The sequence below is a fragment of the Lentzea sp. HUAS TT2 genome, assembly GCF_051853195.1.
Classification (GTDB): Bacteria; Actinomycetota; Actinomycetes; order Mycobacteriales; family Pseudonocardiaceae; genus Lentzea.
In genome coordinates this window covers 8,759,413-8,773,529 of sequence record NZ_CP196667.1, presented here as the reverse complement: position 1 = coordinate 8,773,529, position 14,117 = coordinate 8,759,413, and the positions used below count along the sequence as shown (strand labels likewise).

Sequence of the window (14,117 nt, the reverse complement as noted above, 5' to 3'; positions counted from 1 at the left end):
ACAGTGGAACGCCGTCCCATCGCAAGGAATGTTCTTCTGCCGTTGTGCAGACTCGCCGTGCCGCCCATACGGTCGTCGTGGGAGGTCGGTGATGCGAAGCCAGTACGAATACTTGGTGGTGCTGGGCGTGTGCGTGCTCATCACGGTGCCGCTGGAGTGGATGGGACGTGGCGTGTACCGCCGTGCTCCGGACCTGGCGCGTGCCATCGCACCTGTGTTGCTCGTCCTGGCTGTTTGGGATGTTGTCGCCATCCTGCGCGGGCACTGGAGTTTTCACCCCGAGGCGACGACGGGCGTGCTGATCGGCGGGGTGCTGCCGATCGAGGAAGTCCTGTTCTTCCTGGCGATCCCGCTCTGCGCGGTGCTGACCTACGAGGCCGTCCGCGGACGTTCGGAACGTTGGTTGCGTGATGGTTGAGGAGTACTCGTTCGCCGCGATCACGGCGGTGGTCGTGGTGCTGTTGCTGGAGTTCTGCTTGCTGCGCACCGGTTTGTTCACCAGGCCCGCCTACTGGATCACGATGGTGATCGTGCTCGGGTTCCAGGTGCCGGTGGACGGATGGCTGACGAGGCTCGACGCGCCCATCGTGCTGTACGCGGACTGGGCGATCAGCGGGGTGCGGGTGCCGTGGGACATCCCGGTGGAGGACTTCCTCTACGGGTTCGCCATGGTCACCGCCGTGTTGTTGTTGTGGGAACGGGGAAGGGTCGCGCGTGAACAAGCTTGAGGTGCCGGCGAAGTTCGACCGCGCGGCACGCGGTTACGACTTCCTCGTCGGGCTCAACCCCGGCTACCACCAGGCGTTGCGCCGCTCCGCGCGGGCGCTCGGCCTGCGTCCCGGGATGCGGGTGCTCGACCTCGGCTGCGGCACCGGCGCCTCCACGGCCGCCCTGGTCGCCGCCGCGCCCGGTGTGGAGATCGTCGCCGTCGACGCCTCGGCGGGCATGATCGAGCGGGCGCGGGAGAAGCGCTGGCCGGAGACGGTGAGGTTCGTGCACAGCAGGGCGGAGGACGTGGACGAGGGGCCGTTCGACGCGGTGTTCGCCGCCTACCTCGTGCGCAACCTGCCCGAGCCGGACGCGACGCTGAGCCGGATCCGGACCATGCTGAAACCCGGTGGAACGCTGGTGCTGCACGAGTATTCGGTGCGGGACTCGATGCTCAGCACGGCACTGTGGACGGTGCTGTGCGGGTTCATCGTGCCGGCGGGCTGGCTCGCCACCGGCGACCGTTCGCTGTACACGTACCTGTGGCGCAGCGTGATGGACTTCGACGGGGCGACGGCGCTGCGAGACCGCCTGCGGCGCAACGACTTCGTCGGAGTGCGCAGTGCTCCGATACCGGGCCTGCAGCTCGGCGTCGTGCACACCTTCCGCGGGCACGTGCCGGAACAGGTGCAGCCATGAGGGACCGCAAGGCCGTACGGATCCCGGCGCCGGTCGGGCGTGCGCAGTTCGACGGGGACGCGCCCGTGGTCGCCGTGGTGGGCGGGGGCATCGCCGGGCTCTCCGCGGCGACGCTGCTGGCCGAGCGCGGGGCCCAGGTCGTGCTGTGCGAACGGGAGAACTACCTCGGCGGACGCGTCGGCGGCTGGAGCACCAGGCTTGCGGACGGCAGCGACGCCACGATGACGCGCGGCTTCCACGCGTTCTTCCGGCAGTACTACAACCTCCGGGCCCTGCTCAAGCGCGTAGACCCGACCGGACGGGCCCTCGTCGGACTGCCGGACTACCCGCTGCAGCACGCGTCGGGCCATCGGGACGGGTTCGCGAACCTCCCCACGGCCGTGCCGTGGAACGCGCTCGCCTTCCTCCGCAGCAGCCCCACGTTCCGCTGGCGCGACCTGCCCGACGTGAACGCACGGGCCGCGCTGTCGTTGCTCGACGTGTCGGTGCCGCGGGTGTACGAGGAGCTCGACGGCATCGACGCCGCGACCTACCTGGAACGCATCCGCTTCCCGGAGGCCGCGCACGCCCTCGCCTTCGAGGTGTTCTCTCGAAGCTTCTTCGCCCACCCCACGCGCATGTCGGCCGCGGAGCTCGCGGTGATGTTCCACATCTACTTCCTCGGCTCCGGCGAGGGATTGCTGTTCGACGTGGCCGCGGACCCGTTCCCGCACGGGCTGTGGGAGCCGCTCCGGCGCCACCTCGCCCTGCTGGGCGCGACGGTGTGCACGGGCGTGCAGGTCAGGTCCGTGCTGCCGGGCGAGCAGAAGCGGTTCTCCGTCACCATCGGCGACGGTGCGATCGAGGCGGACGCCGTGGTGCTCGCCGCGGACGTCGCGGGTCTGCGGTCACTCGTCGGCGAGTCGCCGACGCTCGGTGACGCCGGGTGGCGCGAGAAGGTCGGCGGGCTGCGCACCGCGCCCCGGTTCCTCGTGTCGCGGTACTGGCTGGACACCCCCGTGGACGCGGACCGGCCGGGCTTCCTCGGCACCGGCGGGCACGACCTGCTGGACAACATCAGTGTTCTCGACCACTACGAACACGAGGCACGGGCGTGGGCGGCCCGCACGGGCGGCTCCGTCGTGGAACTGCACGGCTACGCACTTCCGTCCGATGTGGACGAACGGTCGGCGCGCGCCCGGCTCTGGCAGCAGCTCACCGAGGTGTACCCGGAGACCAAGCGGGCGGGGGTGGTCGACGAACGGCACGAGCTGCGCGAGGACTGCCCGCTGTTCCCCGCCGGTGGTTACGCGAACCGGCCGGGGGTGCGGACACCGGACGACTTCCTGGTGGTCGCGGGTGACCTGGTGCGCATCGACCTGCCCGTCGCACTCATGGAACGCGCCGCCACCACGGGGTTCGCCGCGGCCAACCACCTGCTGAGCCGCTGGGGCGTCGCGGGCACCGACCTGTGGACCGTGCCGCTCGAGGGCCGGGTGCCGCTGCTGCGATCAGTTGCCCGGCGCTGGAGGACGCTGTGAGCGCCGCGCGGGAACCAGGTGATCGGTGACGACACTGTTGCTGTTCGGCGACCAGCTCGGACCGCAGTTCCACTCAGGACACGACGAGATCGTGCTGATCGAGTCGGCCACCGCGTTGCGCCGCAAGCCGTACCACCGCCAGAAGCTGCACCTGGTGCTGTCCGGCATGCGCCATCTCGCCGCCGAGTTCCCCGATCGCATCACCCTCGTGCGCGCGAACACCTATCGCGAGGCGATTCGTGAGCTCGACCGTCCACTGGTCGCCTACCAGCCGGGTTCCGCCCCCGCGCACAGGATGCTGACCGAACTCGGCGTGCAGGTGCTGCCCACCCCCGCGTTCGCGTTGTCCCGCGACGAGTTCACCGCGTGGGCGGGGCCGCGCGAGCGGTTCCTGATGGAGGACTTCTACCGCTACCAGCGCACCCGCTTCGACGTGCTGATGGAGGGCGACGTCCCGGTGGGCGGCCGGTGGAACTTCGACGCCGAGAACCGCGAACCCCCGCCGAAACGCGGGAGGCTCGGCGTGCCGGCGCCGTGGTGGCCGGAGGAGGACGACATCGACGCGCAGGTGCGCGCCGACCTCGACGCGATGGACCTGCCCGCGGTGGGCAGGGACGGCCCGCGCCGCTTCGCCATCACGCGGGAGGAGGCGCTCACGGCGCTGGAGGTCTTCCTGCGCGACCGCCTCCCGCACTTCGGCCCGCACGAGGACGCCGTCCTGACCAAGGACTGGACGATGGCGCACTCGCTGCTGTCGGTGCCGCTCAACCACGGGCTCCTGCACCCGCTGGAGGTCGTCTACGCGGCGGAGGACGCCTACCGCGACGGCGCCGCGCCACTCGCGAGCGTCGAGGGGTTCGTCCGGCAGGTGCTCGGCTGGCGCGAGTACGTGTGGCAGCTGTACTGGCACCTCGGCCCGGACTACCTGCGGCGCAACGACTTCCAGGCCACCGCGGGGCTGCCGTCGTGGTGGGCGGAGCTGCGGCCGTCCATGGTGCGCGCGGCGTGCCTGCGGACAGCCCTGGAAGGCGTCCGCGACCACGGCTGGGTGCACCACATCCAACGACTGATGGTGCTGGGGAACCACGCGCTGCAACGAGGTTACGACCCGGCAGCGCTCAACGACTGGTTCGTCACGTCCTTCGTGGACGGTTTCCCGTGGGTGATGCCGGTCAACGTCATCGGGATGAGCCAGCACGCGGACGGCGGCGTGATCGCGACCAAGCCGTACCTCAGCGGGGGTGCCTACCTGAACCGGATGACGGACCACTGCGGCACGTGCTGGTTCGACCCGAAGCGGCGCACGGGCGAGCGTGCGTGCCCGTTCACCGCGGGCTACTGGGCGTGGCTCGACCGGCACGAGGCCCAGGTGAGCGGGAACCACCGCATGGCGAGGGCCGTGCAGGGGCTGCGGCGCATCGCGGAACTGGACGAGGTGCGCGTGCGGGAACGCGACCGCGACCTCTTCTAAGCACCTGGCGAGAAGTTCTGTCCCCGGCCCGTCGGGTCCAGTTCCCGATGGGTCACAAGGGGCCCGGCACGCTCTTTTTTTGCAGTACGCGGGGTCCCCGCGTGTGCTCTGACAGTACGAAAGGTCCCCGCGTGCGGTTCTAGACTTGAGCCGGGCACGCTCAAGTTCGGGGGTGGGGGGTAGTCCGTCGTTTCGGACAGGACTTCCGGTCAGGTGCTTAGGAACCGGTGTGGTCCAGCACGATCCTGATCGCCTCGGTCAGCGTGGCCGGCCGGTGCACGAACGACGGCAGTGCCAGGCTGTGCCACCCGGCTCCCGCGACCGCGAGCACCGTGCCCGGCCGCGCCCCGAGTTCCTCCAGCGGTACCCGGAGCGCCAGTTCGGGCTGGTGCGCCCAGATCAGCGCGACGGTGGGGCGCAGGCGGGTCACCGCGTCGTACAACGCCTCGGCGGGCACGCGTGCTCCGAGGTTGCGCCACATGCGGCCCTGTTCGGACAGTGCGGCGCCGAGCGCCTCCAGCGGCAGCCAGTGCTGTTCGTCCGGTGCGCACGCCAGCAGCGCGGACAGCACACCGGGACTGCTCGCGCGAGGGATGCTGCGCAGGGCGAACAGCACGCTTCCGCTGGCGAGGTGCTCGATCTCCACTCCCTGCCCGGTGTCGGCGACCAGTTCACCGAGCGCCACGAGCACGGGGACGAACACGGCCTCCCAGGCGGACACGACGCCGTGGTCGGTGATGAGCTTCTCGGCGAGTTCCGACATCATCGGTTCGTCGAGACGTTTCGCCGCAGCCAGGAAACTCCGCCGCGCCGAGACCGCGTCCTCTGAGGACAGCGGGGAGAAGGCGAGGTCGGGCCTGGCCTGCGGTTCGTGGCGCGCCAGCACGGCGGCGGACGACGCCGCCACACCCTGACCGGTCAGCACCACCATCCTGCGCAGCACTTCGACGTCCGCGTCCTCGTAACGGCGGTGGCCGCCGTCGGTGCGGATGGAGGGACCCAGCCCGTAGCGCTGGTCCCACGTCCTGAGCGTGGTCGGGGCGACGCCGAGCATCCCCGCCACCGCGCGCGGTGTGTAGGTCACGTCCTACGGGCACGTTTCGCGAGAATCGCCCTCAACTCACTTTCCCCGAGTCCACCCCAGATGCCGAAGGTCTCCTGGACCTCCAGCGCGTGCGAACGGCATTTTTCCATGACCGGGCAGCGCTGGCAGACGGCCTTCGCCGCAGCCTCGCGTTTTTCGCGTGCCGAGCCCCGCTCGTTGGGAGTGTGGAAGAAGTAGGTGCTGTCCATACCGCGGCACAGACCGGCGAGCTGCCAGTCCCACGACTCCGCGACCGGTTGGGGCAGGCGGGACAGTTCGGGCATGGCGCACGTCCTCTGGAGTCGACCCTCGATGGGAGACCATCGTAAAATCGACTCAGAAACGACGCAACTCGACGCACTCAATCGGGGAACCGGCCCGTCTGCCGCAGCGCGTACCGGCGTTCGGCGTAGTCGAGGTCGTCGCGCCACAGTCGTTCGGCGGCCCACCGCATGACCGGCCGCAACACGCCCGCCGCGGGCCTGGCCAGTGCGAAGCCGCGCCGGTCCGAGTGCGCGATGGTCGCCTCCACCACGGCGGTCCTGCCTGCACGGATGGGTGTCGCGTGCGTCTCGACGACGCTGCCCTCGCCTTCGCCCTCGACGATGTGCATCACGACCGTTCGCGGCTCCGGGCAGGTGAAGGCGGCGATGACCGGCACGCCGACCCGTCCGGCGACCCGGAAGGTGACCTCGACCAGGAACCGGTCCTCCGCCTCCGTGGGCGTCTCGAGGACGTGCAGGTTCGCGAACGAGTAGGGGTGGAACCACGCGCCGTGCCAGGGGTCGAGCCGGTTGGCGACGACGTCCTCGGGGTCGCACCGGCCGATGAGCGTGGCCACCGCGTCGATCGACCCCGCCGGCGGCCGTTCGGGCAGGACAGGAGCGTCCAGCGGTTCCTCGCCGCCCACCTCGTCCAGCCGGACCCACACCAGCACCCCGTCGTCGTGCGCGGGGAACGGCGTCCAGGCGCCGAACCGCGTGCCGTCGAGCGCGAGGCCGTGCCAGCGGCAGATCAGCTTGCCCTCGGCCACGGCGCCGTCGCACAGCGGCGCACCGAGGTGCGGACACGAGCCGGAGCCCGCCATGAGCACGCCGTGCGGCCCGCGCCAGAGCACGACCTCCCGCCCCGCGATGGTGCGGCCGCACGGCTTGCCCTTCACGACGTCACTGCTGGCACCCGCGACGAACCAGTTGCCGGACGGGCGCGCGGTGGCGCGTTTGAGCGCGGCCTCGATCAGCGCCGGCTTGGCGTCCTGCCACGTCGGCCGTTGCTCCCGCCACGGAGGGCTCGAGTAGATCCGCAACGGGATCCGGTCGCGCATCGACTTCCTCTCAGGCCGCACGGGCGAACACCGCCCTCGCCAGCGCGGGCAGGGCGACCGCGAGCCGCCTGCCGTTCGACACGACGACGCGGCGCGACAGCACGTCGCAGTCCGCGCCCTCGACGAGGTCGAGGATCCGGCCGTACAGCCGGTAGGCGGTGAGCACACAGGGCCGTGACCGGGGCGCGAGCATGCCGATGCCCGGCCAGGCCCGCTCGTAGACCTGGCGCGCTCTCCGCACCTGGTCCCGCAACGCGGCGCGCACCTGCTGGTCGGCTCTGCCTGCCGCACGCGCGTGCAGCAGACGTTCCCGGTCGACGCCGAACGCCGCGAGCTCGTCGGCGGGCAGGTACACCCGGCCGCGGTCGAGGTCCTCACCGACGTCGCGGATGAAGTTGGTGAGCTGGAAGGCCACCCCGAGCGCCGCCGCGGCCGGTTCGGCCTCCTCCCGGGAGGTGCTGGTGCCGAGCACCGGCAGCACCTGCAGGCCGATCACGGCGGCGGACCCGTGCACGTACCGTTCGAGGTCGGAGTAGGTGGCGTAGTCGGTGACGGTGAGGTCCATCCGCATCGACGCCATGAAGTCCTGGAAGTGCTGGACGGGGATGTCGTAGCGGTGCACGGTGTCGATCAGCGCCGCCAGCACCGGGTCGTCCGTGGCCCCGTCCCGCAACGCCGTCTGAAGGCGGCCGTCGATCGCACCGAGCGCGGCGGCCTTCTCGTCGACTCCACTGTGGACGTCGTCGACCACGTCGTCCACCCACCGGGCGAAGCCGTACAACGCGTGGACGGCGGGACGTTGCTCCGCGCTGAGCATCCTCGTTGCCAGGTAATAGGTGCGGCCGTGCTGTGCGTTGAGCTCACGGCAGCGCCGGTACGCGTCGCGCAACGCCGGGGCGGTGACGCCCGCGGCATCCAGTTCGCGCTCAGCCGACATCAGCGGGTCCTTTCGCGGAGGAGGTTCCTCCACGCTAAGTCCGCGAATTGCCTTCCGCACAACGACCGCGCTCATCATGCAGATCTCCCACCACGCTGCTTAGCTCGGAGCACCGAACTCCCGCCGACTTCCGAGGAACGCCTGATGTCGCTGTTGACCAGCGTGGACGCTCGCACGTCGCGGGTGGACGACTTCCGCGCCCTGCTCGACGAAGCACTGCACGAGTTCCTGCACGCACGACAGGACCTCGCCCCCGAGCTCACCGCCGAGCTGCGGGGAATGGTCCTGGCCGGCGGCAAGCGGATCAGGCCCACGTTCGCCTGGTGGGGATGGCGCGCGGCAGGTGGTGAGCCGCCGGTGGACGCCGTGGTGCGCGCCATGGTGGCGCTGGAGCTGCTGCAGTGCTGCGCGCTGGTGCACGACGACGTGATGGACCGCTCGGTGACCAGGCGGGGCAGGCCGTCGGCGCACGAGTCCTTCGCCGCGCTGCACCGGCGTGAACGGTGGGCAGCGAGTGCCCGCCGGTACGGCGACTCGGCCGCGATCCTGGTCGGCGACCTGGCGCTGGCGTGGGCGGACGACGCGCTGGTGACCGCCGGTCTGCCCGCCGACGCGCTGAGCCGCGCCTGGGGCCCCTGGCAGGCGATGCGGACCGAGATGATCACGGGGCAGCACCTCGACCTGCTGGCCGTCGCACGGCGCGAGGAGTCGCTGGAGCACGCCGTCCGGGTGGCGGCTTTGAAGACCGCCGCGTACACGGTGGAACGGCCGCTGCACCTCGGCGCCGCCCTCGCCGGGGCTGACGACGACGTCGTCGACTGCCTGCGCGCGTACGGCCACGACATCGGCGTCGCCTTCCAGCTGCGGGACGACCTGATCGGGGTGTTCGGCGACCCGTCGGTCACCGGGAAGCCGGTGGGCGAGGACCTGAGGGAGGGCAAGCGGACGCCGTTGATGTCCGTCGCCCTGTCCCGAGCGCAGGGCAGACCTGCGGCCCAGCGGCTGCTGCGGCGCTGCCTGGAGAGCGGGAACGTCAGCGAGCGGACCGTCGCCGACGTGTGCGCGTTGCTCGTGGAGCTCGGCGCCGTCGCCGCGGTGGAGGAGCACATCGAGAGACTGGCCGGGTCGGGGATCGCGGCGCTGGACCGTGCGGACATCGACGGCGAGGCCCGGCACGAGCTGGTGCGCCTCGCCGGTCGCGCCGTGGCACGAACGACCTGAGCGAGGGGAACGCAGTGGTACACGTGGTGAAAGGCCGCACGGACCGTGTGGTCGTGGTCGGCGCGGGACTGTCGGGGTTGTCGGCGGCGCTGCACCTGCGCGGCGCGGGACACGAGGTGACGGTTCTCGAAGGACGGCCGCATCCGGGTGGGCTCGCCGGTCGGCTCGACATCGGCGGTCACCGGATCGACACCGGCCCGACCGTGCTCACGATGCCGGAACTGCTGGACGACGCGTTCGCCGCGGTGGGGCAGAGGCGTGAGGACCACCTGGAGCTGCTGCCGTTGCGGCCCGCCTACCGCGCGTCGTTCGCCGACGGCACGGCGCTGGACGTGCACACCGACGCCGACAGCATGGAACAGGCCGTGCGCGACTTCGCGGGAGACCGGGAGGCGCAGGGGTACCTCGACCTGCGCGCGTGGCTGACGAGGCTCTACGAGGTGGAGCGGGACAGGTTCATCGGCGCGAGCTTCGACTCCCCGCTCGATCTCGCGGGTCCCGACCTGGTCTCGCTCGCCCGGCTCGGCGGGTTCGGGTCGCTGGCGAAGGCGGTGGGGCGGTTCCTGCAAGACGACCGGCTCCGGCGCGTCTTCACCTTCCAGGCGCTCTACGCCGGTGTCGCACCGAAAGACGCTCTCGCCGCCTACGCCGTCATCGCCTACATGGACACCATTGCGGGCGTGTGGTTCCCGCGCGGCGGCATGCGCGCGGTGCCGCAGGCTTTGGCGGACGCCGCCTCCGAAGCGGGCGTGCGGTTCCACTACGGCGTGGAGGCCGAGGAGCTCGAACGGAGCGGGCACCGGGTGACCGCCGTGCGCGCGGCCGGCACCCGTTTTCCGTGCGACGCCGTCGTTCTCGCCACCGGACCGGCTCAGAGCACCCGGCTGCTGCGGGGCGAACCGCGCCGGGTCCGGCCGTTGCGCTGGTCGCCGTCCGCGGTGGTCGTGCACCTCAGCGCCGGCCGGGTGGCGGACGACCTCGCCCACCACACGATCTCCTTCGGCGACAAGTGGGACGGCACGTTCGACGAGATCATCCGGCAGGGGAAGGTGATGAGCGATCCGTCGCTGCTGCTGACCACGCCCACCCTGACCGATCCCGCGCTCGCACCGGTGGGCAGGCACCTGCAGTACCTCCTGGCGCCGTGCCCGAACCTCGACGCCGCCCCGTTGCGCTGGGACGCGCTGGCGCAGCGGTACGCCGAGGAGCTCATCGACGAGATGGAGGCGCGCAAGCTGCTCGTGGACGCCGAACCGCTCGCCGTGGTGACACCGGACGACTGGGCGCGCGACGGCCAGGCCGCCGGCACGCCGTTCTCCGCCGCGCACACGTTCGGCCAGACCGGCCCGTTCCGGCCGCGCAACCTGCCGTTCCGCAACGGCAACGTCGTGCTGGCCGGCAGCGGCACCACGCCCGGTGTCGGCATCCCGCCGGTGCTGATCTCCGGACGGCTGGCCGCCGAACGGCTCCGGCGTCCGGAGCAACCGTGAGAGCGCTTTCTCTCATAGGGTGATCCGCCTCAGAGCAAGCTCGAGGGGGCTTCGTGCGCACGATGAGGCGGGCACTGGCGGCATCCGTCGCCGCGGTGGTTCTGGTGGTCTCCGGAGGTGCGGCGCACGCCGAGCCGGCGTCGTCGATCGCGTGGGCGCCCTGCCCGGACAACCCGGACGGCGAATGCGGAACGCTCAGCGTGCCGCTGGACTGGAAGAAGCCCCGCGGTGAGCGCATCGACCTCGCGCTGGGGCGTCACCGTGCCACCGACCCGGCACGCCGGCTGGGCGTGCTGATGGTCGACCCCGGCGGACCAGGGGGTTCCGCGGCGGAGTTCGCGCTCTCCGGCCTGTTCAGCCCGGAGGTCCGGGCCCGGTTCGACATCGTCGGCGTCGACTCGCGGGGCACCGGGAACAGCCTGGCGTTGCGGTGCGCCGACCTGATGGACGGGCAGCCGTCGATCTACCCGGAGGACGAGGCCGGGTTCGCCGCGCTGCTCGAGCACAACAGGACCGTGCTCCGGAAGTGCCGCGAGCGCAGCGGGCCGATCCTCGACCACGCCGACGGCGCCACCGTCGCGCAGGACATGGACGCGGCCCGGCGGGCGCTGGGGGAGCGGAAGATCAGCTACTTCGGGCTCTCGTACGGCACCGTGTACGGCCAGGCGTACGCCGAGAGGTTCGGCGGCAAGGTCCGGGCGATGGTCCTCGACAGCGTGGTGGACCACAGCGCGGACGTCCGGCGATTCGTCGGAGACCGGGCGGCCGCCGGAGACGACGCGTTCAGGGAGTTCGCGAGCTGGTGCGATCGCACGACGGACTGCGTGCTGCACGGACAGGACGTCTACGCGGCCTGGGAGGCGGCACTCGTCCGCGCCGACGGCGAACCGCAGGGGCGGCAGGGCCTGCTCGACGACATGTACTTCGCGCTGCGCGGACCGGACTGGCTCTGGGCCGCCGACCTGATCGTGGGGCGGTCGCTGCGGGCCCAGGCCTTCGAACCCAACTACGAGTCGGTCCGGCTGGCCGCGGTCTGCCAGGACTTCTCCCTGCGCATCCGCACCTTCCAGGAGTACCAGCGGATGCGGGCGGACGAGCTGCGCCGTTCGCCGATCATGCGCGGCAGCTTCCTCGGCCACGACGAGGCCACCGCGTGCATCGGGGTTCCCGGGCAGCCCGCCAACCCGCCCCACCGCCTGGACCTCGGTGACGCGCCGAAGATCCTGGTGCTGAACGCCAAGTACGACCCGACGACCCCGCACGCGTGGGCGGTCAGCGTCCACCGGCAGGCGCCGCGCAACACCGCGTTGCTGAACTACGAGGGATGGGGCCACATCGCCTATCCCCGCAGCGCCTGCACGCGCGGCGGGGTGGACGACTACCTGCTCGAACTGAAGATCCCCGCGATCAGTTGTCCTGCCGCGCCTTCGCGATGAAATCGCGGTACCAGCGGTAGCTGGCACGCGGAGTGCGTTGCAGCGTCTGGTAATCGACGTGCACCAGGCCGAACCGGTGCTTGTAGCCGTGCGCCCACTCGAAGTTGTCGAGCAGCGACCAGCAGAAGTACCCGCGCAGGTCCACGCCCGACGCCTGCGCGGCCGCGATGTGGTCGCGCAGGTAGGAGATGCGTTCGGTGTCCTCGAACCCCTCCGAGTCCGGGTAGACGCAGCCGTTCTCCGTGACGTACACGGGCGGCAGGTCGGGATGACGGGCCTTGAGGTCGTTCAGGGCGAACGTCATGCCGTCGGGTTCGACGGGCCAGCCCATGCCGGTGCGTGGCACGTCCGGGATCTGGGTCGTGTCGACGCCGATGTCGTGAGCCGTGCGCTTGGCAGGGTCGGGCTCGCGGTGCGGCGCGTCGGCGACGTGCAGCCGGTAGTAGTAGTTGAGGCCGACGTAGTCGAGCGGCTGGCCGATGATCGCCAGGTCGCCGTCGTGCCGGAACGAGAAGTCGCTGATCTCGCCGAACATCGACGTCATCTCGTCCGGGTACGCCGAGCCGAACAACGGGTCGGTGAACTGCCGCCGCAGCAGGCAGTCCTGACGGCCGGCCGCGGCGACGTCGGCGGGGGAGTCGCTGACCGGCACGGTGGGCGACTGGTTCAGCACGATGCCGAACTCGCCGTCGTGACCGTTGGCGCGCATGGCCTGCACGGCCAGGCCGTGCCCGAGCAGCAGGTGGTGTGCTGCCGCCAGGGAGCCGTGGCCCTCGCGTGCACCGGGAGCATGCCGGCCTTCGCCGTAGCCCACGACCGCCGAGCAGTAGGGCTCGTTCAGCGTGGTCCACTTGGTGACGACGTCGCCGAGCTCCTCGTGCACGAGGGCGGCGTAGTCGGCGAACCGGGAGGAGGTGTCGCGGTCGCGCCACCCGCCCCTGTCCTCCAGCGTCTGCGGCAGGTCCCAGTGGTAGAGCGTCAGGAACGGCTCGATCCCGTTGTCCCGCAACGTCTCCACTAGCCGTCGGTAGAAGTCGAGGCCGCGTTGCTCGATGCGTCCCGTGCCCTCCGGCAGGACCCGCGACCACGACACCGAGAACCGGTAGGCGTCGACACCCAGGTCGACGAGCAGGCGCACGTCCTCGGCCCAGCGGTGGTAGTGGTCCGCCGCCACGTCCCCGGTGTCACCGGACGCGACGGCGCCGGGAACCCGTGCGAAGGTGTCCCAGATGGACGGACCGCGGCCGTCGGTCCGTGCCGCCCCTTCGATCTGGAAGGCCGAGGTCGCCACGCCCCAGCGAAAACCGTCCGGAAAGCTCACAACAGTCTCCAATGAAGATCAGCCCTTGACGGCGCCCGACATGATGCCGCCGACGATCTGACGGCCGAACAACAGGAACACGAGCAACACCGGCACCGTGCCGATGGTCGCGGCGGTCAGCACGAGCGTGTAGTCCGTGGTGTAGCCGCTGGCCAGGGTGGACAGAGCGGTCTGCACGGTCGGGTTCTCCGGCACCAGCACCACGAGCGGCCAGAAGAAGTCGTTCCACGCCTGCATGAACGTGAACAGCCCGAGCACCGCCGCCGCCGGACGGGCCGCGGGCAGTGCCACGTGCCAGAACAGCCGCAGCGAGTGGCACCCGTCCATCCGGCCGGCCTCCAGCAGCTCGTCGGGGATCGCCCGCTCGAAGTACTGCCGCATGAAGAACACGCCGAACGCCGTCACGAGCCCCGGCACGATCACCGCGTGGATCTCGCCTGCCCAGCCGAACTCGCTCATCATCATGTAGAGCGGGATGATGCCGAGCTCGGTCGGGATCGCCTGCGTGCCGATGATGAGCAGCAGCAACACGTTGCGGCCGCGGAACTTCAGCTTGGCGAACGCGAAACCGGCCAGCGTGGAGAACAGCACCACCGAGACGGTCACCGTGCCCGCGACGATGATCGAGTTCATCAGCGCCAGCGCGAAGTCGGTGGTGTCGAAGACGCGCGCGATGTTCTCGAAGAGGTGGCCGCCCGGCACCAGGACGGGCGGCACGCTGTCGATCGCGTCCGGTGTCTGCGAGGACACCACGAACGACCAGTACACCGGGAACGCGGAACCGGCCAGCACGGCGATCAGGGCCGCGTACGTCCACGGCCCGGCCACGCGGCGGGCCAGTCTGCGCGCCCGTGCGGTCGGGCCGGTGGGCCGCACCGGCGCGGGGCGTTCCAGCACTGCGGTCAT

At 70.9% G+C, this 14,117-nt stretch carries 14 protein-coding genes; 8 read left to right on the top strand and 6 right to left on the bottom strand.

The window, feature by feature from the left end:
* Window positions 1-91 precede the first annotated feature (91 nt).
* Genes ACSHWB_RS41565 through ACSHWB_RS41545 form a run of 5 tightly spaced genes read left to right on the top strand, consistent with a single transcriptional unit; the run spans window position 92 to window position 4,398 of the window.
* A complete protein-coding gene (locus ACSHWB_RS41565; RefSeq protein WP_402898459.1) occupies window positions 92-418 on the top strand; it encodes a lycopene cyclase domain-containing protein in 327 nt (108 codons plus the stop codon).
* Window positions 411-728, top strand: coding sequence for a lycopene cyclase domain-containing protein (locus tag ACSHWB_RS41560; RefSeq protein WP_439664764.1), 318 nt, complete (start codon window positions 411-413; stop codon window positions 726-728). The genes ACSHWB_RS41565 and ACSHWB_RS41560 overlap by 8 nt, the downstream gene beginning before the upstream one ends.
* A complete protein-coding gene (locus ACSHWB_RS41555; protein ID WP_439658811.1) occupies window positions 715-1,407 on the top strand; it encodes a class I SAM-dependent methyltransferase in 693 nt (230 codons plus the stop codon). Before ACSHWB_RS41560 ends, ACSHWB_RS41555 begins: the two co-directional genes overlap by 14 nt.
* Entirely contained in the window at window positions 1,404-2,927 is a 1,524-nt protein-coding gene (locus ACSHWB_RS41550) for an FAD-dependent oxidoreductase (protein WP_439658810.1), read from the top strand. Before ACSHWB_RS41555 ends, ACSHWB_RS41550 begins: the two co-directional genes overlap by 4 nt.
* 25 nt (window positions 2,928-2,952) lie before the next feature.
* Window positions 2,953-4,398, top strand: a complete 1,446-nt coding sequence (locus ACSHWB_RS41545; RefSeq protein ID WP_439658809.1) for a cryptochrome/photolyase family protein — start codon at window positions 2,953-2,955, stop codon at window positions 4,396-4,398.
* A 217-nt stretch (window positions 4,399-4,615) separates the two neighbouring features.
* On the opposite strand, the gene ACSHWB_RS41540 is transcribed toward ACSHWB_RS41545, so the two are convergent.
* The 4 genes from ACSHWB_RS41540 to ACSHWB_RS41525 all read right to left on the bottom strand — a co-directional run bounded on the left by ACSHWB_RS41540 (window position 4,616) and on the right by ACSHWB_RS41525 (window position 7,743).
* Window positions 4,616-5,482: a MerR family transcriptional regulator gene (locus ACSHWB_RS41540; RefSeq protein WP_439658808.1), complete on the bottom strand. Its 867-nt coding sequence runs from the start codon at window positions 5,480-5,482 to the stop codon at window positions 4,616-4,618.
* Window positions 5,479-5,766 carry a WhiB family transcriptional regulator gene (locus tag ACSHWB_RS41535; RefSeq protein ID WP_439658807.1) on the bottom strand — a complete coding sequence of 96 codons (288 nt, stop codon included), beginning with the start codon at window positions 5,764-5,766 and terminating at the stop codon, window positions 5,479-5,481. Before ACSHWB_RS41535 ends, ACSHWB_RS41540 begins: the two co-directional genes overlap by 4 nt.
* Window positions 5,767-5,843: 77 nt before the next feature.
* Window positions 5,844-6,806: a DUF5914 domain-containing protein gene (locus tag ACSHWB_RS41530; RefSeq protein WP_439664763.1), complete on the bottom strand. Its 963-nt coding sequence runs from the start codon at window positions 6,804-6,806 to the stop codon at window positions 5,844-5,846.
* A 10-nt stretch (window positions 6,807-6,816) separates the two neighbouring features.
* Window positions 6,817-7,743: a phytoene/squalene synthase family protein gene (locus tag ACSHWB_RS41525; RefSeq protein WP_439658806.1), complete on the bottom strand. Its 927-nt coding sequence runs from the start codon at window positions 7,741-7,743 to the stop codon at window positions 6,817-6,819.
* A 144-nt stretch (window positions 7,744-7,887) separates the two neighbouring features.
* Between ACSHWB_RS41525 and ACSHWB_RS41520 the strand changes: the two genes are divergently transcribed.
* From ACSHWB_RS41520 to ACSHWB_RS41510, 3 genes are all read left to right on the top strand, one after another.
* Entirely contained in the window at window positions 7,888-8,964 is a 1,077-nt protein-coding gene (locus tag ACSHWB_RS41520; protein ID WP_439658805.1) for a polyprenyl synthetase family protein, read from the top strand.
* A 26-nt stretch (window positions 8,965-8,990) separates the two neighbouring features.
* Complete coding sequence (crtI, locus tag ACSHWB_RS41515) at window positions 8,991-10,454, top strand: phytoene desaturase family protein (RefSeq protein WP_439658804.1); 1,464 nt, start codon at window positions 8,991-8,993, stop codon at window positions 10,452-10,454.
* 62 nt (window positions 10,455-10,516) lie between these two features.
* The gene (locus tag ACSHWB_RS41510) at window positions 10,517-11,890 is read left to right on the top strand and encodes an alpha/beta hydrolase (RefSeq protein ID WP_439664762.1); all 1,374 of its coding nucleotides are present in this window, start codon (window positions 10,517-10,519) and stop codon (window positions 11,888-11,890) included.
* On the opposite strand, the gene ACSHWB_RS41505 is transcribed toward ACSHWB_RS41510, so the two are convergent.
* Window positions 11,862-13,211 (bottom strand): GH1 family beta-glucosidase, encoded by a 1,350-nt coding sequence (locus ACSHWB_RS41505; protein WP_439658803.1) that lies wholly within the window; start codon window positions 13,209-13,211, stop codon window positions 11,862-11,864. The two genes, ACSHWB_RS41510 and ACSHWB_RS41505, sit on opposite strands and share 29 nt — an antisense overlap.
* A gap of 18 nt (window positions 13,212-13,229) precedes the next feature.
* The gene (locus tag ACSHWB_RS41500; protein ID WP_439658802.1) at window positions 13,230-14,117 is read right to left on the bottom strand and encodes a carbohydrate ABC transporter permease; all 888 of its coding nucleotides are present in this window, start codon (window positions 14,115-14,117) and stop codon (window positions 13,230-13,232) included.

Coding starts and splice junctions, on each gene's coding strand:
- ACSHWB_RS41530 (WP_439664763.1), bottom strand. CDS start 6,806: ATGCGCGACCGGATCCCGTTGCGGATCTACTCGAGCCCTCCGTGGCGG.
- ACSHWB_RS41535 (WP_439658807.1), bottom strand. CDS start 5,766: ATGCCCGAACTGTCCCGCCTGCCCCAACCGGTCGCGGAGTCGTGGGAC.
- ACSHWB_RS41525 (WP_439658806.1), bottom strand. CDS start 7,743: ATGTCGGCTGAGCGCGAACTGGATGCCGCGGGCGTCACCGCCCCGGCG.
- ACSHWB_RS41565 (WP_402898459.1), top strand. CDS start 92: ATGCGAAGCCAGTACGAATACTTGGTGGTGCTGGGCGTGTGCGTGCTC.
- ACSHWB_RS41520 (WP_439658805.1), top strand. CDS start 7,888: ATGTCGCTGTTGACCAGCGTGGACGCTCGCACGTCGCGGGTGGACGAC.
- ACSHWB_RS41560 (WP_439664764.1), top strand. CDS start 411: ATGGTTGAGGAGTACTCGTTCGCCGCGATCACGGCGGTGGTCGTGGTG.
- ACSHWB_RS41550 (WP_439658810.1), top strand. CDS start 1,404: ATGAGGGACCGCAAGGCCGTACGGATCCCGGCGCCGGTCGGGCGTGCG.
- ACSHWB_RS41500 (WP_439658802.1), bottom strand. CDS start 14,117: ATGACCGCAGTGCTGGAACGCCCCGCGCCGGTGCGGCCCACCGGCCCG.
- ACSHWB_RS41510 (WP_439664762.1), top strand. CDS start 10,517: ATGAGGCGGGCACTGGCGGCATCCGTCGCCGCGGTGGTTCTGGTGGTC.